24 protein-coding genes and 1 pseudogene are annotated in these 23,797 nt (G+C 64.8%); 11 read left to right on the plus strand and 14 right to left on the minus strand.

Going from position 1 to position 23,797, the window contains the following annotated elements:
- Both AC5RWD_RS10135 and AC5RWD_RS10140 read left to right on the plus strand, forming a co-directional pair.
- Positions 1–464: pseudogene (locus AC5RWD_RS10135) on the plus strand (amino acid permease); the annotation flags it as partial.
- A 50-nt stretch (positions 465–514) separates the two neighbouring features.
- The gene (locus AC5RWD_RS10140) at positions 515–2,278 is read left to right on the plus strand and encodes a thiamine pyrophosphate-dependent enzyme (protein ID WP_494019885.1); all 1,764 of its coding nucleotides are present in this window, start codon (positions 515–517) and stop codon (positions 2,276–2,278) included.
- Between the two features lie 59 nt (positions 2,279–2,337).
- On the opposite strand, the gene AC5RWD_RS10145 is transcribed toward AC5RWD_RS10140, so the two are convergent.
- The 3 genes from AC5RWD_RS10145 to AC5RWD_RS10155 all read right to left on the minus strand — a co-directional run bounded on the left by AC5RWD_RS10145 (position 2,338) and on the right by AC5RWD_RS10155 (position 3,984).
- Positions 2,338–2,880, minus strand: a complete 543-nt coding sequence (locus tag AC5RWD_RS10145; RefSeq protein WP_494019886.1) for a glycoside hydrolase family 16 protein — start codon at positions 2,878–2,880, stop codon at positions 2,338–2,340.
- A 77-nt stretch (positions 2,881–2,957) separates the two neighbouring features.
- Positions 2,958–3,431 carry a VOC family protein gene (locus tag AC5RWD_RS10150; RefSeq protein ID WP_494019887.1) on the minus strand — a complete coding sequence of 158 codons (474 nt, stop codon included), beginning with the start codon at positions 3,429–3,431 and terminating at the stop codon, positions 2,958–2,960.
- A 169-nt stretch (positions 3,432–3,600) separates the two neighbouring features.
- Positions 3,601–3,984 (minus strand): VOC family protein, encoded by a 384-nt coding sequence (locus tag AC5RWD_RS10155; RefSeq protein WP_494019888.1) that lies wholly within the window; start codon positions 3,982–3,984, stop codon positions 3,601–3,603.
- A gap of 98 nt (positions 3,985–4,082) precedes the next feature.
- On the opposite strand from AC5RWD_RS10155, the gene AC5RWD_RS10160 reads away from it, so the two are divergent.
- Together AC5RWD_RS10160 and AC5RWD_RS10165 are read left to right on the plus strand one after the other, a co-directional pair.
- Entirely contained in the window at positions 4,083–4,493 is a 411-nt protein-coding gene (locus tag AC5RWD_RS10160) for a DUF3054 domain-containing protein (protein ID WP_494019889.1), read from the plus strand.
- Positions 4,494–4,602: 109 nt separating this feature from the next.
- Positions 4,603–4,884 carry an Lrp/AsnC family transcriptional regulator gene (locus AC5RWD_RS10165; RefSeq protein WP_003800871.1) on the plus strand — a complete coding sequence of 94 codons (282 nt, stop codon included), beginning with the start codon at positions 4,603–4,605 and terminating at the stop codon, positions 4,882–4,884.
- A 79-nt stretch (positions 4,885–4,963) separates the two neighbouring features.
- Here the strand turns inward: AC5RWD_RS10165 and trpD are convergent, their stop codons facing one another.
- A complete protein-coding gene (trpD, locus tag AC5RWD_RS10170) occupies positions 4,964–6,022 on the minus strand; it encodes an anthranilate phosphoribosyltransferase (RefSeq protein WP_494019890.1) in 1,059 nt (352 codons plus the stop codon).
- A 148-nt stretch (positions 6,023–6,170) separates the two neighbouring features.
- On the opposite strand from trpD, the gene ctaE reads away from it, so the two are divergent.
- The 4 genes from ctaE to qcrB all read left to right on the plus strand — a co-directional run bounded on the left by ctaE (position 6,171) and on the right by qcrB (position 10,505).
- Positions 6,171–6,809 (plus strand): aa3-type cytochrome oxidase subunit III, encoded by a 639-nt coding sequence (gene ctaE, locus AC5RWD_RS10175; protein WP_217491537.1) that lies wholly within the window; start codon positions 6,171–6,173, stop codon positions 6,807–6,809.
- 88 nt (positions 6,810–6,897) lie between these two features.
- The gene (qcrC, locus tag AC5RWD_RS10180) at positions 6,898–7,686 is read left to right on the plus strand and encodes a cytochrome bc1 complex diheme cytochrome c subunit (protein WP_494019891.1); all 789 of its coding nucleotides are present in this window, start codon (positions 6,898–6,900) and stop codon (positions 7,684–7,686) included.
- A 100-nt stretch (positions 7,687–7,786) separates the two neighbouring features.
- Positions 7,787–8,857 (plus strand): cytochrome bc1 complex Rieske iron-sulfur subunit, encoded by a 1,071-nt coding sequence (qcrA, locus tag AC5RWD_RS10185; RefSeq protein WP_494019892.1) that lies wholly within the window; start codon positions 7,787–7,789, stop codon positions 8,855–8,857.
- Positions 8,835–10,505: a cytochrome bc1 complex cytochrome b subunit gene (gene qcrB / locus AC5RWD_RS10190; protein ID WP_494019893.1), complete on the plus strand. Its 1,671-nt coding sequence runs from the start codon at positions 8,835–8,837 to the stop codon at positions 10,503–10,505. Before qcrA ends, qcrB begins: the two co-directional genes overlap by 23 nt.
- 125 nt (positions 10,506–10,630) lie before the next feature.
- On the opposite strand, the gene AC5RWD_RS10195 is transcribed toward qcrB, so the two are convergent.
- A complete protein-coding gene (locus AC5RWD_RS10195; RefSeq protein WP_494019894.1) occupies positions 10,631–11,422 on the minus strand; it encodes a GntR family transcriptional regulator in 792 nt (263 codons plus the stop codon).
- Between the two features lie 185 nt (positions 11,423–11,607).
- Between AC5RWD_RS10195 and AC5RWD_RS10200 the strand changes: the two genes are divergently transcribed.
- On the plus strand, positions 11,608–11,901 hold the full coding sequence (locus AC5RWD_RS10200) for an HPr family phosphocarrier protein (protein ID WP_494019895.1): 294 nt from the start codon (positions 11,608–11,610) through the stop codon (positions 11,899–11,901).
- 80 nt (positions 11,902–11,981) lie between these two features.
- Here the strand turns inward: AC5RWD_RS10200 and AC5RWD_RS10205 are convergent, their stop codons facing one another.
- The 5 genes from AC5RWD_RS10205 to AC5RWD_RS10225 all read right to left on the minus strand — a co-directional run bounded on the left by AC5RWD_RS10205 (position 11,982) and on the right by AC5RWD_RS10225 (position 17,154).
- On the minus strand, positions 11,982–12,383 hold the full coding sequence (locus AC5RWD_RS10205) for a cytochrome c oxidase subunit 4 (protein ID WP_494019896.1): 402 nt from the start codon (positions 12,381–12,383) through the stop codon (positions 11,982–11,984).
- The gene (gene ctaD, locus AC5RWD_RS10210; protein WP_307103042.1) at positions 12,380–14,101 is read right to left on the minus strand and encodes an aa3-type cytochrome oxidase subunit I; all 1,722 of its coding nucleotides are present in this window, start codon (positions 14,099–14,101) and stop codon (positions 12,380–12,382) included. The genes AC5RWD_RS10205 and ctaD overlap by 4 nt, the downstream gene beginning before the upstream one ends.
- Positions 14,102–14,111: 10 nt before the next feature.
- On the minus strand, positions 14,112–14,984 hold the full coding sequence (gene ctaC, locus AC5RWD_RS10215) for an aa3-type cytochrome oxidase subunit II (protein ID WP_306923784.1): 873 nt from the start codon (positions 14,982–14,984) through the stop codon (positions 14,112–14,114).
- A 185-nt stretch (positions 14,985–15,169) separates the two neighbouring features.
- Positions 15,170–15,559 carry a HesB/IscA family protein gene (locus AC5RWD_RS10220; protein ID WP_306923786.1) on the minus strand — a complete coding sequence of 130 codons (390 nt, stop codon included), beginning with the start codon at positions 15,557–15,559 and terminating at the stop codon, positions 15,170–15,172.
- Between the two features lie 164 nt (positions 15,560–15,723).
- Entirely contained in the window at positions 15,724–17,154 is a 1,431-nt protein-coding gene (locus tag AC5RWD_RS10225) for a dipeptidase (RefSeq protein ID WP_494019897.1), read from the minus strand.
- Positions 17,155–17,283: 129 nt separating this feature from the next.
- Here AC5RWD_RS10225 and AC5RWD_RS10230 point away from each other — a divergent pair, with 129 nt between their 5' ends.
- Positions 17,284–17,874: a DUF3043 domain-containing protein gene (locus tag AC5RWD_RS10230; RefSeq protein WP_494019973.1), complete on the plus strand. Its 591-nt coding sequence runs from the start codon at positions 17,284–17,286 to the stop codon at positions 17,872–17,874.
- Positions 17,875–18,058: 184 nt separating this feature from the next.
- Here AC5RWD_RS10230 and AC5RWD_RS10235 read toward each other — a convergent pair whose 3' ends face one another.
- Positions 18,059–19,135 (minus strand): quinone-dependent dihydroorotate dehydrogenase, encoded by a 1,077-nt coding sequence (locus AC5RWD_RS10235; RefSeq protein WP_494019898.1) that lies wholly within the window; start codon positions 19,133–19,135, stop codon positions 18,059–18,061.
- A gap of 91 nt (positions 19,136–19,226) precedes the next feature.
- On the opposite strand from AC5RWD_RS10235, the gene AC5RWD_RS10240 reads away from it, so the two are divergent.
- Entirely contained in the window at positions 19,227–20,198 is a 972-nt protein-coding gene (locus AC5RWD_RS10240; protein ID WP_494019899.1) for an alpha/beta hydrolase, read from the plus strand.
- A 23-nt stretch (positions 20,199–20,221) separates the two neighbouring features.
- Here the strand turns inward: AC5RWD_RS10240 and AC5RWD_RS10245 are convergent, their stop codons facing one another.
- The 3 genes from AC5RWD_RS10245 to leuA form a co-directional block, all read right to left on the minus strand.
- Complete coding sequence (locus tag AC5RWD_RS10245) at positions 20,222–21,043, minus strand: isoprenyl transferase (protein WP_494019900.1); 822 nt, start codon at positions 21,041–21,043, stop codon at positions 20,222–20,224.
- 2 nt (positions 21,044–21,045) lie between these two features.
- Positions 21,046–21,795 carry a DNA repair protein RecO gene (recO, locus tag AC5RWD_RS10250; RefSeq protein WP_494019901.1) on the minus strand — a complete coding sequence of 250 codons (750 nt, stop codon included), beginning with the start codon at positions 21,793–21,795 and terminating at the stop codon, positions 21,046–21,048.
- A gap of 91 nt (positions 21,796–21,886) precedes the next feature.
- Positions 21,887–23,626: a 2-isopropylmalate synthase gene (gene leuA, locus AC5RWD_RS10255; RefSeq protein ID WP_494019902.1), complete on the minus strand. Its 1,740-nt coding sequence runs from the start codon at positions 23,624–23,626 to the stop codon at positions 21,887–21,889.
- Positions 23,627–23,797 lie beyond the last annotated feature (171 nt).

Genomic DNA, 23,797 nt, shown 5'->3' on the forward strand with positions numbered 1-23,797 from the left:
CCAAATTCGCCCAGCGCATGAACAAAGCCGGCGTCCCCTACGGCGGCATCGCCATCACCGCCGGGGTCTCCCTGCTCGGCGTCCCGCTGAACTACCTCGTCCCCTCCCAGGCATTCGAGATCGTCCTGAACATCGCCTCCGTAGGCATCATCGTCACCTGGGCCACCATCGTCCTGTGCCAGATGCAGCTCAAACGCTGGGCCGACAAAGGATGGCTCAAACGCCCCGCGTTCCGCATGTTCGGCGCACCCTACACCGGCTACCTCTCACTGCTCTTCCTCGTCGGCGTCCTCGTCATGGTCTTCATCGACTCACCCCTGACCCTGGTCGCCACCCTCATCGCCATCGCCCTCATGACCGCCGGCTGGTACGCCTGCCGCAAACGAATCCACGAGATCGCCGAAGCCCGCGAAGGATTCACCGGCATGTCCCCCGTCGTCGCCAACCCGACGCCCATCAGATAAGCGTCCGCACCTTCCCACGTACCCGCCCGCCGATTAGCCAAAGAAAGCACATGACAACAGAGTCTCAGTCCACCCTGACCGCAACCAACATCCGGCCTGATCTGGGCCGGGCCCAAGAACAAAAGTTCCCCCAGACTGGCCACGAAAGCGTGCCTGCGGCACCGCGCGCGGCCCTGAAATCCGCCGGGCATGTGATTGTCGATTCGCTCGCGGCCCATGGCGTGGAACGCACCTATGTGGTTCCCGGCGAAAGCTTCCTTGACGTATTGGACGGCCTGCACAGCTCCGAGATAGAAACCATCGTGTGCCGGCACGAGGGCGGGGCGGCGTACATGGCCGAGGCTGACGGAAAAATGAAGCAGCTGCCCGGCGTGGCGATGGTCACGCGGGGGCCCGGGGCAGCCAACGCCCATGTGGGACTGCACACGGCCTGGCAGGACTCGACGCCGATGCTGCTGTTCGTGGGCCTGATTCCGTTCGCGCACCGGGACCGCGAAGCCTTCCAGGAGTTCGACATCAAAGCCTGGTTCGATACCGGCGCCAAACGCGTCATGGTCCTTGACCACGCGGAGCGGGCATCCGAGATCGTGGCCGAAGCAATGTTTGCCGCAATGAGCGGCCGGCCGGGGCCGGTGGTAGTGGGCCTGCCGGAGGACATCATCCGGCAATTGATTGATCCGACGCTGCATCCGGCGATCCCGGTGGCGGCCGGCGGCATGAGCAGCAGCGACGCCGAGGCCCTCAAGGCTGCACTCGCTACTTCCAACAAGCCGCTATTCGTGACCGGAGGCAACGACTGGACCCAGTCGGCAGCGGACCAGCTGACCGGCTGGCTGGAGCGGCACCAGATTCCAGCCGCCGCGGAATGGCGCACCCAGGGTACCGTATCCTTCGATTCCCCGTCCTATGTTGGCCCCATCGGGTACGGCCGCCCGCGCCCCACCTACGACCTGCTTGAGGAGACCGACCTTCTGGTATTTGTGGGCACTGTCCCGGGAGACGTGATTACGGACGGATTCGTCTGCCGGCAGGACTGGAGCAAGAAGAACTTCCTGGTCACTATTGACCCCTCACTGCGGGGCCGGTCGGGTCCCGTCTCGCGGCAGATCCTGGCCAAACCCGAGGCCTTTGTCCGTGACCTGGCCGGCATCGACCTGCAGGTGAAGGAGGAGTGGAGGGCGTGGACAGGCCGGATGCGAGCCGAGCAGGAGGCATTCGCCGCGCTCCCCCCATCCACTCCCGCTGTGGGCCCGGCCAGGATGGACACCCTGATGGCAAATTTGGTACCCCGGCTGCCGGAGGACGCCATGGTGACGTTCGGGGCAGGCGAGCACACCAACTGGGCCCACCGATACTTCCCCACCCGCCGGTACGCGTCCATGATCAGCGCCCGGAACGGCTCGATGGGCTATTCGATCCCGTCGGCCGTCGCGGCGTCACTTGCGGAACCAATGCGCCGCGTGGTCACGATTGCCGGCGACGGCGAGTTTCTGATGAACGGCCAGGAACTGGCCACCGCCGCCCAGTACGGTGCCACGCCTCTGGTTATCGTCATGGACAACCAGGAGTACGGCACCATCCGGACCCATCAGGAGCGGCACTATCCCGAACGCGTCTCCGGCACCCAGCTGAAGAATCCGAATTTCGGCATGATGGCCGCGGCCTTTGGCGGCTTCGGAATTACTGTCACCGAGGACAAGGACGTTCCGGCAGCCCTGGACGCGGCATTCGCCGCCATCGATGACGACGGCGTCTTCGCCCTCATCCACCTCGTGGTGGAACAGCGGGTCAAGGCCTACCAGGCCATCCACTGACATACGGACGACGGCGGGACCTCCCGCCGTCGTCCCCCGGAGACCTTCCTGATCCGGTGCTACCGGTAAACGCGCACCCAGTCGACGATCATCTGGGTCTGATTGGTAACGGTTCCGTCCGGGAACCAGTCGAGCTGGAGCGTCTGATGCATTCCCACGGTCGGCAAATGGGCCGGATTCGTGTCGATGAACCACGGGACACCGTCGATGTAGCCGGTGATTCCGGTCCGGGTCCACTCAACGGCGTAGTTGTGCCACTGGGTAAGGTCGAGGTTCCTGGCCGCCCGCGTCTGAAAGTTGGACCGCGTGCAGGCGTAATGGAGGCTGAACTTGATCATGTTGTGATTGCCCAGCGCCTCCGCATAGTCAACCTCGGCGCAGTTCGGTGACTGGTTGTTATTGGGCCACAGCAGCACCACGGGATGGTACTCCACATCCCGCACAGTGGTCCTCATCCTGGTTTCCCAGCGGCCGTACTTCTGCTGGGCGAACCTGGCGGACATCCCGCCCGTGGTGCCTTGGGCGTCGCCGGTGATGAAGGCCGCCCCGCTGGCAATTTTTATGGCCTTCGGACTGCGGATCCCGTTGCCGTCGTGGCCCACGAGAAGTCTCCCCTGCCCATACGGTAACGGTTCTTGGGAAAACCTTGGGGTCCCGGGGTGGGCCGGCTGGCCGGGGACTACCCGCCGTCGTAAGCCCGCTGGAGTTCGTCGATCTCCAGCTTCTGCATACCCAGCATGGCTTGGACCGCACGCTGGGCGCCCGCGGGGTCCGGCCCGTTGATGAGCTCGCTGAGAACCGTCGGCACTATCTGCCAAGAAACGCCGTACCTGTCCTTGAGCCAGCCGCACTGACTCTCGGTCCCGCCGTCCGTAAGGGTGTTCCAGTAGCGGTCGACCTCTTCCTGCGAGGCGCAGTCCACCACGAAGGACACCGCCTCAGTGAAGGAGAACGCCGGGCCCCCGTTCAATGCCTGAAAAGGCTGGCCCTCAATTTCAAATTCCACGACGACGGCCTGGCCAGCCGGCCCGGGGCCGCCCTCGGAGAACCGTGAGACGCTGGTGATCGAGGCATTGTCGAAGACGGACACATAGTATTCGGCCGCCTCCTCCGCCTGGTTGTCGAACCACAGGCAAGGTGTGATTTTCTGCACGCCGCTCTCCTCGTTCGTGGGGCCGAAGCCCGTCCGACAGGCGCGGGCACCCGGAAATTTCCTGAGCATTCCGCCCTGAGACTAGTCCCGCAGATTGCCGGGAACAATGGCCGCGGCAGGACAAGTTCGCGTGCTCCCCCGGGGGATTGCCCGACCGTTTTCTGCCCTGTCAGGCGGACGGACCGTCGCAGGGCGTGTGGCTCACCAAGCCGACGGTGTTCCCTTCACTGTCCCTGATGAATGCCATCCATTCGTCCGTGCCCGCCGGGCCGAGCCGAGCGTCATCGTGATGGAAGATCACGTGCGGCGCGGCGACCACTTCTACTCCCGCGGCCTCCAGTTCCGCCACCCGGGAGCGAACATCCGGGACACTGAGATAGATCACCGACGTAGGCGCTCCCCGCTCCAGCAGGAGCCGGACGCCGTCGAGATCGAAGAACAGCAGTCCCGGCGGCTCGAAGACCGCCGCCGGAGCGGTGCCCAGCAGGGTGGAGTAAAACCCCGCCGCCCGGTCAAGGTCTTCGGCATGCTGCGCGATCTGGGTGAGCTTCACAGGACTCCTTTTCAGCAGTGCACATCGGTTCTGACTGACATCGTCACGGCATAGTCCCGCCGGGGCAAGACCCGCCAAAAACGGATAGGCTCGGAAGCATGCCTTCCACGACAGACCGTTCCGGAACACGGGCGGTTCCGGCCTCCGCAGCAGCCGCGGCTGTGGCCGATTTCATCCTCATTCTGGTCTTTGCCGCCATTGGCCGCGACGCCCACGCACGCGGCGAGTCAGTGACGGGAATCCTGGCCACTGCCTGGCCGTTCCTGGCCGGCGCAGCCGTCGCCTGGCTGCTGCTCCGGGTCTGGCGGCGGCCCCTGGCGCTGTGGCCGGCCGGGGTGGCTGTGTGGCTCGGCGCCGTAGCCATTGGAATGGCGCTGCGGGCCCTGACGGGACAGACCGTGGTCCTGCCGTTTGTGATCGTGGCCCTGCTGAGCCTTGCTGTGTTCCTCCTCGGCTACCGCCTCATCGTCGCCATACTTCTCCGGCTGCGCGGACGCCGCAGCGCCTGACTCCTGCGGGCCGCCGCCCGGCCTGGGGCACGGCGGCCGGCCACCCATGAACCGGCCTGCCCATGTATTAGGCTGGCAGCACAGCTCAACAGATCCGGAAGGGTTCACAGTGATCACCGCATTCGTCCTGATCAAGACAGACGCCTCGCGAATCCCCGAAACGGCCGAGGAAATTTCGGCCATTGAGGGCATCAGCGAGGTCTACTCCGTGACCGGGGAATGGGACCTGATCGCCGTCGCACGCGTGGCGCAGCACGAAGACCTCGCAGACGTCATCGCCGACAAACTGTCCAAGGTGCCCGCCGTCGTGCACACCACCACCCACATTGCTTTCCGCGCCTACTCCCAGCACGACCTCGATGCCGCGTTCGCGCTGGGGTTCGAGGAATAGCAGCCCATTAAACAGCGATGAAGGGCCGGGCACCTGCAGGTGTCCGGCCCTTCATCGTTAGGCGTCAGGCTGCCGGTGCTCATGCCTGCGAGAGGCTGACCCACTTCTCGAGGACGGCGGCCGCTGCGCCGGAACCAATGGATTCCGCCGCCCGGTCCAGGGCAAGCTTCATCCGGTCGGTAAGCGGACCGTCGGCCTGAAGGTCGTACGCCACCAGGCCCGCCGCCGCGTTCAGCAGGACAGCGTCCCTGACCGGGCCGGTTTCCCCGGCCAGGACATTGCGGACGACGGCGGCATTCGCCTGCGCGTCCCCGCCGCGAAGCTGCTCCACCGTCGCCTGACGGATGCCCAGGTCCTGGGGCGAAAAAGTCTGTTCGGCCACCTCGCCGCCGCGGATCTCCCACACGGTTGAGGGTCCAGTGGTGGTCAGTTCGTCCAGGCCGTCGCTTCCCCGGAACACCAGCCCGCGGCTGCCGCGGCGCGCCAGGACGCCAGCGACCAGCGGCGCCATGCGGGCGTTCGCCACACCTACCGCGGAGGCCTGCACCCGGGCGGGATTGGTGAGGGGGCCCAGGAAGTTGAAGGCTGTGGGGATGGCGAGCTCACGCCGGGGAACCGCCGTGTGCCGGAAGGATGGGTGGAAGACCTGGGCGAAGCAGAAGGTGATGCCCGCTTCCTCGGCGTTCCGGGCAACGTCGGCTATGGGCAGGTCGAGCCGCACCCCCAGCGCTTCCAGGACGTCCGCCGATCCGGACGACGACGACGCCGCCCGGTTGCCGTGCTTAACGACTTTTGCGCCCGCTCCGGCACAGACCAGCGCGGCCATGGTGGAGATGTTCACAGTGTTGAGTTGGTCACCCCCGGTGCCCACGATGTCCAGTTTTTCACCGGAGATGGAGATCGGATTGGCATGGGACACCATGGCATCCACGAGGCCTGCGATCTCCTCCACGGTCTCACCCTTGGCGCGCAAGGCCACCAGGAAACCGGCGATCTGGACGGGTGTGGCGGCACCCGACATGATGGTGTCCATGGCCCATGACGTACTGTCCGCGCTCAGGTGTTCGCCGTTCAACAGTGCCGAGATGAGGCGCGGCCAGGTGTTGCCTGCCGCCGGTGCCGATACCTGTGAAGTCACCTCCTGATGCTATCGAGGCGCCCGTCGCTAAGACGAATATGAACGTCCCCAGGAACTTTTCAGCGCGATTTCGCGTCTTTGTAGAAAAAGTCTCCGCAAAAGGCGGTTTGCGTTGGGCAAGCCGAAGTTTTACAGACATAATGTCTATGTGACATCTGCGACCCATGCCCCCAGTACCCCTGCGCACCCCACGCTGAACCGCCCGAATATGGTCTCCGTTGGAACCGTCGTCTGGCTCTCCAGCGAGTTGATGTTCTTCGCAGGCCTCTTCGCCATGTACTTCACACTCCGGTCCACTTCGGGCCAGATGTGGGCGGAAGAGACGGCCAAGCTCAACTTCCCCTTTGCGCTTGTTAACACGATCGTCCTCGTGGCAAGTTCCTTCACCTGCCAGATGGGCGTTTTTGCCGCCGAAAGGCTCCAGCCGCGACGCAGCGGCGGGCCGCTCCAGTTCACCCGCTGGGGCATGAACGAATGGTTCACCCTCACCTTCCTGATGGGTGCGTTCTTCGTTGCCGGCCAGACCACGGAATACGCCATGCTGGTCTCTGAGCACGTGTCGCTGTCCTCCAACGCCTACGGCTCCGCCTTCTACATGACCACCGGCTTCCACGGCCTGCACGTCATCGGCGGCCTGGTCGCATTCCTGCTCATCATGGGCCGCTCCTTCGCCGCCAAGAAGTTCGGTCACTTCGAGGCGACCTCGGCAATTGTCACCTCTTACTACTGGCACTTCGTGGACGTCGTGTGGATTGGCCTCTTCCTGGTCATCTACGTCCTCAAGTAGCCCAGGCTTTTCTCCCTCTTTCCCAAGAGAACGAATTTCAAGAAGCGGCTCACGGAGCCGACGCACGATCGAATAAAGGAACCACCACGTGAAGGCACTCTCGCAGAAGCGACGTCACCCACTGGCAGCAATAGCCCTGCTGTTGATGGGCCTCCTCCTCACTGGTGGGCTGTACGCCGTTGCCACCTCCGTCAACGAGGCCAAAGCCAGCACTGCAGAGTTCACCGCCAGCGATACACAGGAAGGCGAGAAGCTCTTCGAAGCCAACTGCGCCACCTGCCATGGCATGGGTGCCAGCGGAACGCAGGATGGTCCCTCACTGGTTGGCGTCGGCGCCGCCGCTGTTGACTTCCAGGTCGGCACCGGACGCATGCCCATGCAGATGAACGGACCCCAGGCCTACAAGAAGCCGGCCCAGTTCAACGACACCCAGACCCACCAGCTCTCTGCTTACGTAGCGTCGCTGGGCGCAGGTCCGGCCATCCCGGCCGAGGAATACCTCGATGAGAAGGGCAACGCCGCCGAAGGTGGCGAGCTGTTCCGCGTGAACTGCGCCATGTGCCACAACGCTGCAGCAGCGGGCGGTGCACTGACCCGCGGCAAGTTCGCCCCGGCCCTGGCCGACGTCTCCGGCAAGCACATCTACGAAGCAATGGCCACCGGACCGCAGAACATGCCGGTGTTCAACGACTCGAACATCTCCCCCGAAGGCAAGCGCGACATCATTACCTTCCTGAAGCAGATTGAAGCCAACGGCTCCCCGGGCGGCGCAGACCTGGGTGCACTTGGTCCTGTTTCTGAGGGCCTGTTCGTATGGATCGCCGGCCTGGGCGTCATCATCGCCTTCACCATCTGGCTGACGTCCCGCACGTCCTAGCCAACCCAGGCACAACAAGAATGTCCTGCTGATAGCACAGCAGGTTTGGAACTGAACATAACTCGGCAAAGGCCGAGACGAGAGAAGGATGAGGCGAATCATGGGCAACCATAGTGACGGCAGTCCGAACCACTCGGGCACCGTAGCTACGGCTGGTCAGCATGAGGTGGAGAAATTCCAGGATCCTGGAATTCCCCCGCACCGCTTGCGCCTGGCTGACACGGACCCGAAGGCCGCCAAGCGGGCAGAACGGCAGGTTGCCGCTCTGTTCGCAACCTCAGTCATTGGCACCGTGGTCTTCCTGGTGGCGTACTTCGCCATCGACCTGGGAGACGACTCCAGCATTGCCACCATCCGGCTGCAGAATGCGCTGCTCGGCCTTGGCACGGCGTTCGCCATGCTGGGCATCGGCACCGGTATCGTGCACTGGGCCAAGGCCCTGATGCCGGACCACGAAGTCTCCGAGGAACGCCACGCGATCCGCACGGAGGACGACCGCCAGGCTGCGGTCCGCATCGTTGACGACATCGTCGAGGAAACGGGCATCAAGCGCCGTCCCCTCATCCGGAACACCCTGCTTGGCGCTGTGGCACTGGCACCCCTGCCGGCCATCGCCATCTTCGGTGACCTCGGACCGCGCCCTGACGACAAGCTGGCGCACACCATGTGGGCCCCGCAGGACGGCAAGCTCAAGCGCCTGACCCGCGACCCCGATGGAACCCCCATCAAGGCCTCGGATGTCACCATCGGTTCCGCCTTCCACGTCATCCCGGAGGGCCTCAACGAACTGCACGAAGGCAAGCTGAACGAAAAGGCCAAGGCCGTCGTTCTGCTGATGCGCCTCGACCCCGCCTCGCTGAACCCCTCCGCGGGACGCGAAAACTGGGGCTACAACGGCATCGTTGCCTACTCCAAGATCTGCACCCACGTCGGTTGCCCTGTTGCCCTCTACGAGCAGCAGACGCACCACCTGCTGTGCCCGTGCCACCAGTCAACCTTCGACCTGACCCAGGAATGCAAGGTTATCTTCGGCCCGGCCAGCCGCCCGCTCCCCCAGCTGCCCATCGCAGTTGACGATGAGGGCTACCTGGTCGCCACCAGCGACTTCAAAGAACCTGTAGGACCAAGTTACTGGGAGCGTGATGAGCATGAGCGCAGCATCAACAGCTGAAGCCCCCGCCTACGTAGCCAACACCAAAGTCGGACGTTTCACTGACTTCGTCGACGAGCGCGTCGGCGGGTCTGGAATCCTCCGCGAATTCGGCCGCAAGGTATTCCCGGACCACTGGTCCTTCATGTTTGGCGAGGTGGCGCTGTACTCCTTCGTCATCCTGCTCATGTCCGGCACGTTCCTGACGTTCTTCTTCGATCCGTCCATGGCGGAGACGCACTACGCCGGCTCCTACACGCCGCTGAAGAACGTTGAAATGTCCGTGGCCTACAGCTCCTCGCTGGACATCTCCTTCGACGTCCGCGGCGGCCTGTTCATGCGCCAGGTCCACCACTGGGCAGCGCTGCTGTTCGTGGCCTCCGTCGCAGTGCACATGCTCCGTGTGTTCTTCACCGGTGCGTTCCGCAAGCCCCGCGAGATGAACTGGGTGGTGGGCGGTGTCCTGCTGATCCTGGCCATGGCTGCCGGCTTCACCGGTTACTCCCTCCCCGATGACCTGCTGTCCGGTAACGGCCTGCGCATCATCGACGGCGTGATCAAGTCGATCCCCGTGATCGGCACCTACATCTCGTTCTTCCTGTTCGGTGGCGAGTTCCCCGGAACGGTCATCATCAGCCGCCTCTACACGCTGCACATCCTGCTCGTTCCGGCACTGATCCTGCTCATGATCGTGGTGCACCTCTTCATGGTTGTCGTGCACAAGCACACGCAGTACCCCGGCCCGGGGCGCAACGACCGCAATGTCGTTGGCTACCCGCTGGGCCCGGTCTACGCTGCGAAGGCCGGCGGCTTCTTCTTCATCGTGTTCGGTGTCGTCGCCCTCATGGCTGCGTTCTTCACCATCAACCCGATCTGGAACTACGGCCCGTACGACCCCTCCCCGGTGTCCGCAGGCACCCAGCCTGACTGGTACATCGGCTGGGTTGACGGCGCACTGCGCCTCATGCCCGGTGTGATCAGCGACTTCCACTTCGAATACGTCATCTTCGGCTACGTGCTTACGCTGAACGTCCTGCTCCCGGCACTCGTTCCCGCAGGGCTCGTGTTCACCGTGCTGTTCACCTACCCGTGGATCGAGCGCTGGATTACCAAGGACAACCGCGAGCACCACGTCCTGGACCGTCCCCGCAACGCTCCCACGCGTACGGCGATCGGTATGGCCGGCTTCACGTTCTACTGCGTCATGTGGGCCGCCGCCAGCTCCGACCTCATTGCAACGCACTTCCACGTGGCACTGAACGACGTCACCTACTGGCTGCGCGCTCTGTTCTTCCTCGGACCGGTCATCGCGTTCGTCGTTACCAAGCGCGTGGCCCTGGCCCTGCAGCGCAAGGACCGGGAAATCGCCCTCCACGGCCGCGAGACCGGACGTATCGTCCGCCTCCCGCACGGCGAGTTCATTGAGGTGCACGCTCCGCTCGACGAGTACAAGCGCTACAAGCTTGTTGGCTTCGAGTCGCCCGCACCGCTTCCGGCCGAGCCTAACGAGCACGGTGTGGTGACCCGCAAGGAAAACCGCCGCGCCAAGCTGTCCCGCTGGTTCTTCGAGGACCGGGTTGCTCCGGCAACGCCCGCCGAGCTGGAAGCCAGCCACGGCCACCACGAGGCCGTTGAAGCCGGCGAGGGACAGAAGACCCTCAGCCACTAAAGAGCTGGGCCGTTAGGCAGCAGCGCTTTGCCAAAGCAGTACACAGATAAGGCCCGGTCCGCCAGGACCGGGCCTTATCTGTGTCTCAGAACAGACGCTTTTGACACAGGCAGCAGCCGGCTTGGCTACTGCTGCCGGTAACCCGACGCGTAGTTGCGGGTGGGCCGTACTCCGGGCCGCTGCAGCGGCACCCAGAGCTTGTACCGGTCGGCCCGATAGTAGGACACGGAGTAGTCAACCATCGCCCGGGCGACGAAGGCATGCCGCTGGATCTTCAGCAGGGGCGCTCCGATTTCTACATTGAGCAGCCGGGCGGTGGAGGGTGACGCGGCCGTCGCCTCGATCATGTCCTCGCCCCATTCCATGACCAGGCCGAACTGTTCGCTTAGGACGTTGTAGAGCGAGGTGGGCGGTTCGCCGTCGAGCAGCCCGGGCACCCGGTGGGCCGGGATGAAGTTCTCATCCACGCTCATCGGCTCGTTATCGGCCAGCAGGAGGCGCCGGAAGCGCACCAGGGGTGTTCCCTCCTCCAGCTGCAGTTCGCGCGCCAGAAAGGCGCTGGCGTTGATCTGCTCAAAGCTAAGCACCTTCGCCGCCGGCACCATGCCGCGGCGCTGCATTTCCTCGCTGTAGGAGGTCAGCTTGACCTGGAGGTCCAGCTTCGGTTTCCGAACGAAGGTGCCCAGGCCCACCACCCGCTCAATGACTTCCTCCCCCACCAGGGCGTCGATGGCCTGGCGGACCGTCATCCGGGCCAGGCTGAAACGTTCGGCCAGGTCCCGTTCGGACGGTAACGCCGAGCCGGGCGGGCAGGACGTCGCGATGTAGTTCCTGAGGATCTCACGGAGCTGGACGTAGATCGGCGTCCCGCTGGTTCTGTCGATTTCACCGGCAATGCCGGCCACGTTAGCGGCCATGGGGGCCGCTCCTGTCTTGCATGCTCACAGTTCAAGGGTAAGCCAACGCGGCCACAGGTCTAGACCAGGCCTGTCCCCGGCTGGGTGGCGGCACAGGGGCCGATATTCTTAAAGGCGAACAAATGGAAAGACGACGGAGGCTTCCCCCCCTAATGTGCCATCCCGTCCAAGACGAAGGAGTCCAGTTGCCCGTTCGTAAGGCAATCGTTTCTGCGGCCATCGGCCTGCACGCCAGGCCGGCAGCGGTGTTCGTCCGCGCGGTCACGGAGACAGGCTTACCGGTGACCATCCGCAAGGACGGCATTGACGCCGTGGATGCCCGCTCCCTGCTGGAGGTCATGACTGCCGACTTCAACTACGGCTGCGAGGTTGAGCTGGCAGTCAAGGAATCAGCCCTGCCCGCTGGCAGGAGCCTCGGTGAGGCTGAGGCGGCCCTCTCGGGTCTCGTGGAGCTGCTGGCGTCGCAGAAGGCCAGCTAGTCCCGGCTTAAAGACAGGAAGAACGACGACGGGCCCCACCAAAAGGTGGGGCCCGCCGTCGTTCTTATGGAACAGAAACGCTAGTGTGCGTGGTCTCCGCGGCTGTACTCGTAGACCCAGCCCACGAGGGCCACCAGCGCCATACCACCGGCGATGAACACGATCCAGAAGCCTACGGCCAGGCCGAGGAATCCTGCGGCGCAGGACAGGCCGAGGACCAGCGGCCACCAGCTCCAGGGGCTGAAGTGCCCCTGCTCGCCGGCGCCTTCGTGGATTTCGGCATCTGAACGGTCCTCGGGACGCATGCCCACGCGCTTGCCGGTGAAGCCCAGGTAGGCACCGATCATGCCTGCGAGGCCGCCTACGAGGAGGATGCCCAGGATGCCGACCCACTCAGACCAGTTGGTGAGGAAGCCGTAGATGATGGAAACCGGAACGAAGAAGAAGACTCCTGCTCCAAAAATCCATGACTCGATTCTCATTGCGCGGTGTCCTTCTGATCGGCGTTGCCCAGCACGCTTGCTGCAGGTGCCGGCGACTCAACGGTGTGTGACTGGGAGAGCTCAGGGTGGTGCAGGTCCAGGGCCGGACGCTCCGAGCGGATGCGCGGCAGGGACGTGAAGTTGTGCCGCGGCGGCGGGCAGGACGTGGCCCACTCAAGCGAGGCACCGAAGCCCCAGGGATCGTCGACCTGAACCTTCTCGGCGCTGCGTGCGGTGATGTACACGTTCCAGAAGAACGGGATCAGGGACGCACCCAGGACGAACGAGGCGATGGTGGAGAACTGGTTCATCCAGGTGAAGTTGTCCTCGACCAGGTAGTCGGCGTAACGGCGGGGCATGCCCTCGACGCCGAGCCAGTGCTGGATCAGGAACGTGCCGTGGAAGCCCAGGAACAGGAGCCAGAAGTGGATCTTGCCGAGGCGCTCGTTCAGCATCTTGCCCGTCCACTTCGGCCACCAGAAGTAGAAGCCGGCGAACATCGCGAACACCACGGTGCCGAACACCACGTAGTGGAAGTGGGCCACCACGAAGTACGAGTCGGAGACGTGGAAGTCCAGTGGCGGGGAAGCCAGGATGATGCCGGTCAGGCCGCCGAAGAGGAACGTGATGAGGAAGCCGATGCTCCACAGCATGGGGGTCTCGAACGTCAGCGAACCGCGCCACATGGTGCCGATCCAGTTGAAGAACTTTACGCCGGTGGGGACCGCGATGAGCATGGTCATGAAGGAGAAGAACGGCAGCAGCACGGAGCCGGTGACGTACATGTGGTGCGCCCACACGGTCACGGACAGGGCGGCAATGGCGATGGTCGCGTAGACCAGGCCCTTGTAGCCGAAGATCGGCTTGCGGCTGAAGACCGGGAAGATCTCGGACACGATGCCGAAGAACGGCAGCGCGATGATGTACACCTCGGGGTGGCCGAAGAACCAGAACAGGTGCTGCCAGAGGACGGCGCCGCCGTTCTCCGGGTCGAAGATGTGGGCGCCGAAGCGGCGGTCCGCGCCGAGGGCGAAGAGTGCGGCGGCCAGCGGCGGGAACGCCATCAGGACCAGGATGGCCGTGACCAGGGTGTTCCAGGTGAAGATCGGCATGCGCCACATGGTCATGCCCGGGGCACGCATGCAGATGATGGTGGTGATGAAGTTGACCGCGCCCAGGATGGTGCCGAAGCCGGACAGTGCCAGGCCGAAGACCCACAGGTCACCGCCGACGCCGGGGCTGAAGGTGGTGTTGGACAGCGGTGCGTACGCGAACCAGCCGAAGGAAGCAGCACCCTGCGGGGTGATGAAGCCGGAAACGGCGATGGTGGAGCCGAACAGGAAGAACCAGAAGGCCAGCGCGTTCAGGCGGGGGAACGCGACGTCCGGCGCACCGATCTGCAGCGGCATGATCACGTTCGCAAAGCCGGCGAACAGCGGGGTGGCGAACATCAGCAGCATCACCGTGCCGTGCATGGTGAACAGCTGGTTGTACTGCTCCTTGGTCTGCAGGATCTGCATGCCAGGCTCGAAGAGCTCGGCGCGGATCAGCAGGGCCATCACGCCGCCGAAGCAGAAGAACACGAAGGACGCGATCAGGTACATGTACCCGATGGTCTTGTGGTCGGTGGAGGTGATCCAGTTGACGACGATGCGTCCCTTGGACTTGGGAACTACGGGAGCCTCGAGGATCCCGGGGGTCTGGGTGTAAGTAGCCACTTCGCTTCCCTTACTTCGTAGCGTTCAGGTTCGGGTTGCGGTCATACTCAGGGCCGAGCAGGCCCGTGTTGCCGTCCTGGCGAAGCTGGTTCATGTGGGCCTGGAATTCAGACTCGGAAACAACCTTGACGCGGAACAGCATTTCGGAGTGGTACTCACCGCAGAGCTCGGCGCACTTGCCGTCGTAGGTGCCCTCTTTGGTGGGCGTGAACCGGATGTAGTTCGTCTTGCCCGGGATCATGTCCCTCTTCTGCAGGAACGCAGGAACCCAGAAGGAGTGGATGACGTCGCGCGAGTTCAGTTCCAGGTCAACGGACTTGTTGACCGGCAGGTAGAGGGTGGGGAGCTTCTCCTTGTCCACTTCCTTGCCCGTCAGGTGCGCCTGGACCCCGGCTTCGTGGACGTCCTCGGTAATGACGTCGCCCTTTTTGTAGTTGAAGTCCCATGCCCACTGCTTGCCGCGGACGTCCACTACGACGTCGGCCGGCTGCGAGCGGTCATCGATCGCCTGCTGGTCACGGTCGGTGAAGTAGAAGAACACCAGGACCATGAAGAGCGGGATCGTCAGGTAGAAGACCTCAAGGGGCAGGTTGAAGCTCGTCTGCCGCGGGAAGCCCACAGTGCCCTTGCGGCGGCGGTAGGCAACGAGGCACCAGACGATCAGGCCCCAAGTGATGATGCCCACCACGAGGGCGGCAATCCATGAGTTGACCCAGAGGTCCATGATGCGGTCAGTGTGATTGGTGGTGCCACGCTCGGTGGGCAGCCACCCCTTCTCTACCTCTGGCGAACATCCAGTCAAAACCAACGCGCCGGCAGTTGCCAAGCCAGTGATCGTAGTGATCGTTTTGCGTCGGCTGCCGGTTCGGTTCTGCGAACTCACAGACGGCCCTTCCTACTTGTTGCTGTTGCCAGGGCGGCAAAAAGCTTCCCGGGCACACTAAAAGTTTTACTACTCGGTGTAGAGCTTACCGCTCCCCGCAGGTTTTCGCCCACATGTCCCCACCGTGTGGCGGCGCCGGTTTTCACCGGCGCCGCCAAGAGGTTCAGGAAGGGCTTACTTACCCTTTAGTGGAACGAATCACCGCATGCGCATGAGCCGCCCGCATTCGGGTTGTCAATGGTGAAGCCCTGCTTGGAGATGGTGTCTTCAAAGTCGATGCTGGCACCGCTGAGGTACGGCACGCTCATCTTGTCCACGACGACCTCGACGCCGTCGTAGTCGCGCACCGCGTCGCCTTCAAGGAGGCGCTCATCGAAGTACAGCTGGTAAATAAGGCCGGAGCACCCGCCCGGCTGCACGGCAACGCGGAGGCGGAGATCGGTGCGGCCTTCCTGCTCCAGGAGGCTGCGGACCTTGCCTGCTGCAACGTCCGTCAGCTGAACCTCGTGGCTCGCCAGTTCCTCACTGGCAGTGCCGGTGGGTTCGGTGCTGTTTTCATTGGTCGTAGTGCTCATTGGCCTACCTTACTAACGACGGTTGTGGCTGCCCCGCTTGCACGGTGCCTGCCCCTACGGAAACAGTACGGGCTATAGCTACATGCTACGTCGATCCGGCGCGGAGCTCTAACTTCAGGCGTAACCCTCCCGGGCTCTTCATTGTTCCCTCCGAGGCCTGTCAGTTAGCCGAGACCCTCTGAATTCAGCCGTGCCAGGAGCAGGGCCTCGGCAACCCCGGCGTTACGGAAGTCCCCGAGGTGCAGCGACTCGTTGGCAGAATGGGCCCTCGAATCGGGGTCCTCCACGCCCGTGACGAGAATCTGGACCTCGGGATACAGCTCGGTCAGGTCGCTGATGAACGGAATCGAACCGCCAATTCCCATTTCGACGGCCGGAACGCCCCAGGCCTCGCCGAGCGCCCACAAGGCGGTGCCGGCAGCTGCCGAGCCTGTGTCGGTCTGGAAGGCGCTGCCGGTCTCCCCCGGCGTGAAGGTCACCTTGGCGCCGAACGGCGCGTGGGTTTGCACGTGCCGGCGCACCGCTTCCATGGCTTCCGCCGGGTCCTGCCCGGGGGCCAGCCGCAGGCTGAACTTGGCCCGGGCGCGGGGCAGCAGGGTGTTGGACGCTACGCTGACGGACGGCGCATCGAAGCCGATGATCGAAAGCGCCGGCTTGGTCCACAGGCGCGAGGCGATGGTCCCCGTGCCTGCCAGCTTCACGCCGTCAAGCACTGACGAATCCGCCCGGTACTCCTCCTCGGTGAGATCCACGGCGGTTTCATCCCGGCTCACCAGCCCCGCAATGGCCACGCTGCCATCGTCATCGTGCAGTGTGGCGATCAGGCGCGAGAGCAGGGTGGGTGCATCGAGTACCGGCCCGCCGAACATTCCCGAATGCACGGCATGGTCGAGGACCTGCACCTCGATGGTGCCGTCGACCAGTCCGCGCAGGCTGGTGGTCAGTGCCGGCACGCCCACCTTCCAGTTGCTGGAATCGGCCACCACGATGACGTCGGCGCGGAGCAGTTCGCGGTGGGTTTCAAGGAACGTCCTGAACGTCGGTGAACCGGCCTCCTCCTCCCCTTCGAAGAACAGAGTGACGCCCAGCCCGAATTCTTCACCGAGCACCTGGGTGACGGCGCCGTACGCGGCGACGTGGGCCATGATCCCGGCCTTGTCGTCGGCTGCGCCGCGTCCGTAGAGCCGCCCGTTGCGTTCGACGGCGGTAAACGGGTCGGACTCCCACAATGCCGGATCACCCGGCGGCTGGACGTCGTGGTGTGCGTAGAGAAGAATGGTCGGCTTGCCGGGCGCGGCCTCGCGGCGGGCCACCACGGCTGGCCCGCCGGGGGTCCCGTCCTCCTTGTCGCACCGCAGGATCCGGACGTCCGCGATGCCCGCCGCGCGCACCAGGCTGGCCACGGCCTCGGCGCTGGCGTCCAGCGGGGCGGGGTCAAAGCTGGCCCAGGCAATGCCGGGTATGGCCACCAGGTCCTTCAGCTGAGCGACCGTGGTGGCGAAGGCCGCGTCAACGGCGGCCCTCAGGGCGTCGGTGTCAACGCCGGCCACGGCGGCGCCGTACTGTTGCGGGGTCGCCGCAGGGAATGTAGTCATGGCCAAACACTACCTGTGTCACAGGCCACTACAAAGATCGCCGTCAGCGGCGACCGGCTGCCCCGCCATGGCGTTGCGCGGGCGCCCGGGCATGACCGGGGGCACACCCCGTCAAGGTATTCTGTTGTGGTGTTCGGACGTAAAAAGGAAGCGCCAGCGGCGCAGGATGTAGTTGACCAGCAGGCTGCCGAGGCAGCCGCAATAGCAGGCAAAGGCGCGCCCACGCCCAAGCGCAAGGCACAGGTCGCGGCCCGTAAGCGCCCCCTCGTGCCGGAGGACCGCAAGGCCTCCAAGGAAGCGGAACGTGCCGCCGCCCAGGAGCAGCGCCTGAAGATGCGCCAGGCACTGGATACCGGCGACGAGCGGTTCCTGCCGCTCCGCGACAAGGGCCCGCAGAAGCGGTTTGCCCGTGACTACGTTGACGCCCGCATTAGCCTGGGCGAATACCTCATGTTCGGCGCCTTGTTGTTCGTCATCATCTCCCTCGTAGTGCCTGCCAACAGCGACATGATGATTTACGTGCTGGGCGGCTTCTGGGTGATGTTCCTCGCCGTTTTCGTGGACGTGTTCATCCTGTCCCGCAAGCTCCGCAAGCGCCTTGCCGAGAAATTCGGCGAAGTTGAGCGTGGCACCGTCTGGTACGGCTCCATGCGTTCGCTGCAGTTCCGCAAGCTTCGGCTGCCCAAGCCCCTGGTGCGCCGCGGGCAGTACCCGTCCTGATTCCTCGTCGTACTTCGGCGGCCCACCCCGCCCGGAGTCGGTCCCGGACCTAAACACAGCAGCCCGGCGGTGAACGAACCGCCGGGCTGCTGTGTTTAATGCACGTGCCGCGTTGGGCGTGCTTTCCGTGTCTGAAGGTCTTCCCTGTTTAGGGGACTTTCCGTTTTTATAGGACTCTCCGTGCCTAAACGGCGTTCCGGCGGTTCCTGGCCAGTTCCTTATTGATCCGGGCAGCCCAGAACGGTCCCTCGTAGAGGAAGGCGGTGTAGCCCTGTACCAGGGTGGCGCCTGCGTCCAGTCGGTCCTGGACGTCTTGGCCGGTCTCCACGCCGCCCACGGAAATCAGCGTCAGCCTGTCCTGCGTGACCGACTTCAGCCGACGCAGCACCTCCAGCGAACGGCTCTTCAGCGGAGCACCCGACAGACCGCCGGCACCGCAGGCCTTCACCTTTTCCGTAGCAGACTCGAGCCCGTCGCGGCTGATTGTGGTGTTTGTGGCGATGATGCCGTCCAGGTCCAGGTCCATCGCCAGCCTGGCGACGTCGTCGATGTCCTCATCGGTGAGGTCGGGTGCGATTTTGACCAGCAGCGGGACGTGCCTGCCGGCTGCCTTGTCGGCCTCCTCCCCCACTGCCTTCAGCAGCGGCCGCAGCGTCTCCACGTTCTGCAGGAGCCGTAGCCCGGGCGTGTTCGGCGAGCTGACGTTCACCACCAGGTAGTCCGCTGCCGGGGCGAGGCCGCGGGCGCTGATGAGATAATCCTCCACGGCGTCCTCTAGCTCGACGACTTTGGTCTTGCCGATGTTCACGCCGATCACGGGGCGCACCTTGGCATGGCGCCGCTGCAGCGCAGCCCGGGCGGACTTCAGCCGCGGGGCCACGGCAGAGGCGCCGTCGTTGTTGAATCCCATCCGGTTGATGACGGCCCGGTCCTCAATCAGCCGGAACAGCCGGGGCTTTTCGTTGCCGGGCTGGGCCTGGCCGGTGATGGTGCCCACCTCAACGTGGCCGAAGCCAAGCTCCGTCAGGGCCTCGATCCCGTGGCCCTCCTTGTCGAAGCCGGCAGCCAGCCCGAACGGCGACGGAAAGGTCAGGCCGAGCGCGTTCGTCTGCAGGGACGCCGGCGGTGCCGTAAACCGTTCCAGGAGCCGACCCGCTCCCACGGAATGGACCAGCCGGATTCCCTTGAAACCGATCTTGTGGGCGCGTTCGGCGTCCATCCATGAAAAGGCCAGCCTGAAAAATGTGGGGTATACGCGCATGCCTCTAGTTTTCCGTCTTCGGCGGTACAGACCAAAACGGCATGACGCAAACACCACCCTGGGCCGCGACTGGAAAGCCTACGCTGTTGCCATGGAGTGGCAGAGCGACATCCTGGGGCCGGGCTTCGAGTCCTGCGCCTTCGAAGCCGCGGGCGAAGACGGCGTCCGACGCAAGGCGACGCTGGTCCGCTTCACTCCCCCGGATGCCTCCGGGGTCCGTCCTGCGGGGCCGCGGCGGGCGGTGCTCTTCTTGCACGGCTGGAGCGACTACTTCTTCAATGTTGAGCTGGCACGGTTCTGGGACGCACACGGCTTCGAGTTCTTTGCCCTGGACATGCACAACCATGGCCGCAGCCTGCAGCCGGGCACGCACGGCGGCTACGTCGCGGACCTGGGAAACTATGACGCCGAGATCGGCACCGCGGTGGGCATGATTGCCGGGCCCGGCGGGGCAGGACCCGTGCAGCTCGTGCTCATGGGGCACTCCACGGGTGGCCTCGTGGCAGCGCTGTGGGCCAGCCGCAATACCGGTGCGGTTTCCCAGCTGGTTTTGAACAGTCCGTGGCTGGAAATGCACGGCAGTGCCCTGGTCCGGCGCGCGGCGTGGACCATGGTGGAGCCGATCGCCCGCCTGCGGCCGGAGGCGGTGCTCAGGCTGCCGGAACGGGGTTTCTACTGGCGGAGCATCAGCAGTTCCGCCGAGGGCGAGTGGACCCTGGACCCTGCCTACCGGCCGCCGCTGGCCTTTCCGGTGCGTGCCGCCTGGCTCAGCGCCATTCTGGCCGGGCAGGCGAAGGTGGCGCGCGGCCTGGGCATCGGGGTCCCCATCCTGGTGCTGCTGTCAGCGGCCAGCGAGAACGGGATGGTGTGGAACGAGGAAATGCGCCGGACGGACGCGGTGCTGGACGTGAACACCATTGCCGCCCGCGCCATGTCGCTGGGCAGGAGCGTCACCGTGGAGCGCATCGACGGCGCCCTCCACGATGTGTTCCTTTCCCACGCCGACGTGCGGGCCGACGCCTACGGGCGCCTGGCCAGGTGGATCAGGGGTTACGCCGCCTAGGCAGGTGCAGGGATATCCGGAACCTAGAGGGTCTGGGCGGCGTCCACCGCCCCGCCGTACCGGCGGTCCCGCTGCGCATAGATCTCCACCGCATCCCAGAGGGTCCGGCGGTCGACGTCGGGCCACAGGGTGTCAAGGAAGACGAACTCCGCATACGCCGACTGCCACAGCATGAAGTTGGACAGGCGCTGTTCACCGGAACTGCGGAGGAAGAGGTCGACGTCGGGAAGGTCCGGCTCGTCGAGGTACTTCTGGATGGTCTTTTCGGTGATGGCCCCGGGTTTGAGCCTGCCGTCGGCAACATCCCGGGCAATGGCGGACACGGCGTCCGCTATTTCCGCCCGGCCGCCGTAGTTCACGCACATGGTCAGCGTGCAGGTGCTGTTTCCGGAGGTGTACTCCTCCGCCTCCTCAAGTTCGCGAATCACCGAACCCCAGAGCCGGGGTCGCCGGCCCGACCAGCGGATCCGCACCCCCCAGTCATCCAGCTGGTTGCGCTGCCTGCGCAGCACCTCCTTGTTGAAACCCATCAGGAAACGGACTTCCTCGGGCGACCGGCGCCAGTTCTCCGTGGAGAAGGCGTACACGCTGACGTATTCGATGCCGAGTTCAATGGCCCCGGCCACGACGTCGAGCAGTGCCGGCTCCCCCGCCTTGTGGCCTTCGATCCGCGGCAGGCCGCGCTGGTTGGCCCACCTGCCGTTGCCGTCCATGACAATGGCCACGTGCCGGGGCACGAACTCGGCCGGAATCGACGGCGGAACAGCGCCCGAGTGGTGCGGGTACGGCGCCACCACCGGGGCGGTCCGCCGCCGGGCAGGACTTGTCTTCTTTCCCAAGGACACTGTTAGGTACGCTCCACATGTTTGAGGGATTTCAGGACACGCTCCAGGTGCCACTGCAGGTAACTTGCCACCAGGCCCGCGGATTCCCGGCGGTTGAGCGGAAGGGAGGCATCCGCCGTCGGCCAGTCCCCGGTGAGCAGCGCAGCAAGCAGGGAGACCGTCTCGGGCGCCGGTGCCGGTGAGCCCGGCGGGCGGCAGTCGCCGCAGACCATGCCGCCCACCGGGGCAGAGAAGGCGGTGTGCGGTCCGGGCGCGCCGCAGCGGGCGCAGCCGGTGAAGCTGGGCGCCCAGCCGCCGGTAGACAGGGCCCGCAGCAGGTAGGAATCCAGGATCAGCTCCGGTGCGTGGTCCCCCCGGCTCAGCGAGGCCAGGGCGCCCACCAGGAGGTTGTACTGCGCGGTTCCGGCTTCACCGTCAACGTCGGTGAGCTTCTCGGCGGTCTCGGTCATGGCCGCTGCCACCGTGTACCGCCCGTAGTCGGCGGCGATGTTGCCCCCGTACGCCCCTTTCGCGACGGCCTGCGTCACGATGTCGAGGGTCTTGCCGGACACGAGCTGCAGGTCTGCCACCATGAAGGGCTCGAGGCGGGCGCCGAAGCGGCTGGTGGTCCGCCGGACCCCTTTGGCCACCGCCCTGACCTGGCCATGGTGTTTGGTCAGGAGGGTGATGATGCGGTCCGCTTCGCCCAGCTTGTGGGTGCGCAGCACCACGGCGTCGTCGCGGTAGCTGCGCGCTGCAAATGATTGGACCACGCTTTTATCTTCCCATTGACTCCATGAAAACAGCTCAGCCGCCAAACAGGTGCGCCGCCGGTGGGGACCGGCGGCGCAGCTGTCAGGGAACTCAGGCCTGGGCGTCCCGGATGGCACGGTTCACGGCGGAGATGACTGCCTTCAGCGCCGAGGTGCTGGTGTTGGAATCGATGCCTACGCCCCACAGGACACGTTCGCCCACGGCGCATTCGACGTAGGCGGCGGCGAGGGCGCTGCCGCCTTCAGACAGGGCGTGCTCGCTGTAGTCCAGCACCCGCACGTCCACACCGTCCTGGCCGAGGATGTCCAGCAGCGCGGCGATGGGGCCGTTGCCGGTGCCGGTGCGGCTGACGTGGGTGCCGTCCACACCAAGCGAGGCGTGCAGGGTCATGGAGCCGTCCTCGTCGGTCTCGGTTTTCACCGAGCCGAGCGAGTACCGGCCCCACTGGCTTTCCGCCTTGGCCGAGGGCAGGTACTCGTCCTGGAACAGCTGCCACAGCTGGGCACCGCTGACTTCGCCGCCCACGGTATCGGTCTGCCGCTGGATGACGCCGGAGAATTCGATCTGTGCCCGCCGCGGCAGGTCCAGGCTGTGCTCGTTCTTCAGCAGGTAGGCCACGCCGCCCTTGCCGGACTGGGAGTTAACGCGGATCACGGCCTCGTAGCTGCGGCCGAGGTCCTTCGGATCCACCGGCAGGTAGGGCACCTGCCAGGTGAAGTCGCTGACGTCCTTGCCTGCGGCTGCCGCATCCTTCTCCAGGGCTTCGAGGCCCTTCTTGATGGCGTCCTGGTGGGACCCGGAGAATGCAGTGAAGACGAGGTCGCCGCCGTAGGGTGCACGCTCCGCCACGGGCAGCTGGTTGCAGTACTCCACGGTGCGCCGGACGTCGTCGATGTCGGAGAAGTCGATCATCGGGTCAACGCCCTGCACGAACATGTTCAGGCCGAGGGTCACCAGGTCCACGTTGCCGGTGCGCTCACCGTTGCCGAACAGGCAGCCCTCGATGCGGTCGGCGCCGGCCTGGTAGCCCAGCTCGGCCGCGGCCACGCCGGTGCCGCGGTCGTTGTGCGGGTGCAGCGAGAGGATGATGCCTTCGCGGGGGTGCAGGTGGCGGCTCATCCACTCGATGGAGTCCGCGTAGACGTTGGGCGTGGCCATCTCCACGGTGGCGGGAAGGTTGATGATCACCTGGCGGTCGGCGGATGCCTCGAAAACGTCGGCGACGGCATTGCAGACGCGGACCGCGTACTCCAGCTCGGTGCCGGTGAAGGACTCGGGCGAGTACTCGTAGGTGATGTGGGTATCCCCCAGCGTTTCTTCATACTTCTTGCACAGGCGGGCGCCCTGCAGGGCGATGTCCAGGATGCCGTCCTCGTCCTGGTTGAACACCACTCGGCGCTGCAGGACGGATGTGGAGTTGTACAGGTGCACGATGGCCTGCTTGGCACCGACCAGGGACTCGTAGGTCCGCTCGATGAGGTGTTCGCGGGCCTGGGTCAGCACCTGGATGGTGACGTCGTCCGGGATGTGGTTGCCCTCGATCAGCTGGCGGACGAAGTCGAAGTCGGTCTGGGAGGCGGAGGGGAAGCCCACTTCGATTTCCTTGTAGCCCATCCGGACCAGCAGGTCGAACATCTTCATCTTGCGCGCCGGGCTCATGGGATCGATCAGTGCCTGGTTGCCGTCCCGCAGATCCACTGCGCACCAGCGCGGGGCCGTGGTGATGATCTTGTCCGGCCAGGTGCGGTCCGGCAGATTGACCTTGATCTGGTCCTGAAAGGGGATGTAGCGGTGGATCGGCATTCCCGAGGGCTTCTGTGCGTTTCGCATTAATCTGGCCTTTTCTTTGATTCCTGGGTGAAAGGGTGGCCGGGCAACACAAACTCCGCGACGAGGATGGGCCTTGCGCTAGATCGCGTCTGAGGCCTCGCCGCGGCAGCTAAGAAGAAGGAGCTCTGCACGCACCATTTCACAGTAACACGGGTGCGTAAGATGAAGGGG

This window comes from Arthrobacter sp. CMU6 (assembly GCF_059090205.1).

What these genes read in the sequence shown, in the direction of transcription:
- AC5RWD_RS10140 (WP_494019885.1), top strand. Translation starts at nt 515, where the DNA reads ATGACAACAGAGTCTCAGTCCACCCTGACCGCAACCAACATCCGGCCT.
- AC5RWD_RS10160 (WP_494019889.1), top strand. Translation starts at nt 4,083, where the DNA reads ATGCCTTCCACGACAGACCGTTCCGGAACACGGGCGGTTCCGGCCTCC.
- qcrA (WP_494019892.1), top strand. Translation starts at nt 7,787, where the DNA reads ATGGGCAACCATAGTGACGGCAGTCCGAACCACTCGGGCACCGTAGCT.
- qcrB (WP_494019893.1), top strand. Translation starts at nt 8,835, where the DNA reads ATGAGCGCAGCATCAACAGCTGAAGCCCCCGCCTACGTAGCCAACACC.
- AC5RWD_RS10195 (WP_494019894.1), bottom strand. Translation starts at nt 11,422, where the DNA reads ATGGCCGCTAACGTGGCCGGCATTGCCGGTGAAATCGACAGAACCAGC.
- AC5RWD_RS10205 (WP_494019896.1), bottom strand. Translation starts at nt 12,383, where the DNA reads ATGAGAATCGAGTCATGGATTTTTGGAGCAGGAGTCTTCTTCTTCGTT.
- AC5RWD_RS10220 (WP_306923786.1), bottom strand. Translation starts at nt 15,559, where the DNA reads ATGAGCACTACGACCAATGAAAACAGCACCGAACCCACCGGCACTGCC.
- AC5RWD_RS10225 (WP_494019897.1), bottom strand. Translation starts at nt 17,154, where the DNA reads ATGACTACATTCCCTGCGGCGACCCCGCAACAGTACGGCGCCGCCGTG.
- AC5RWD_RS10235 (WP_494019898.1), bottom strand. Translation starts at nt 19,135, where the DNA reads ATGCGCGTATACCCCACATTTTTCAGGCTGGCCTTTTCATGGATGGAC.
- AC5RWD_RS10240 (WP_494019899.1), top strand. Translation starts at nt 19,227, where the DNA reads ATGGAGTGGCAGAGCGACATCCTGGGGCCGGGCTTCGAGTCCTGCGCC.
- leuA (WP_494019902.1), bottom strand. Translation starts at nt 23,626, where the DNA reads ATGCGAAACGCACAGAAGCCCTCGGGAATGCCGATCCACCGCTACATC.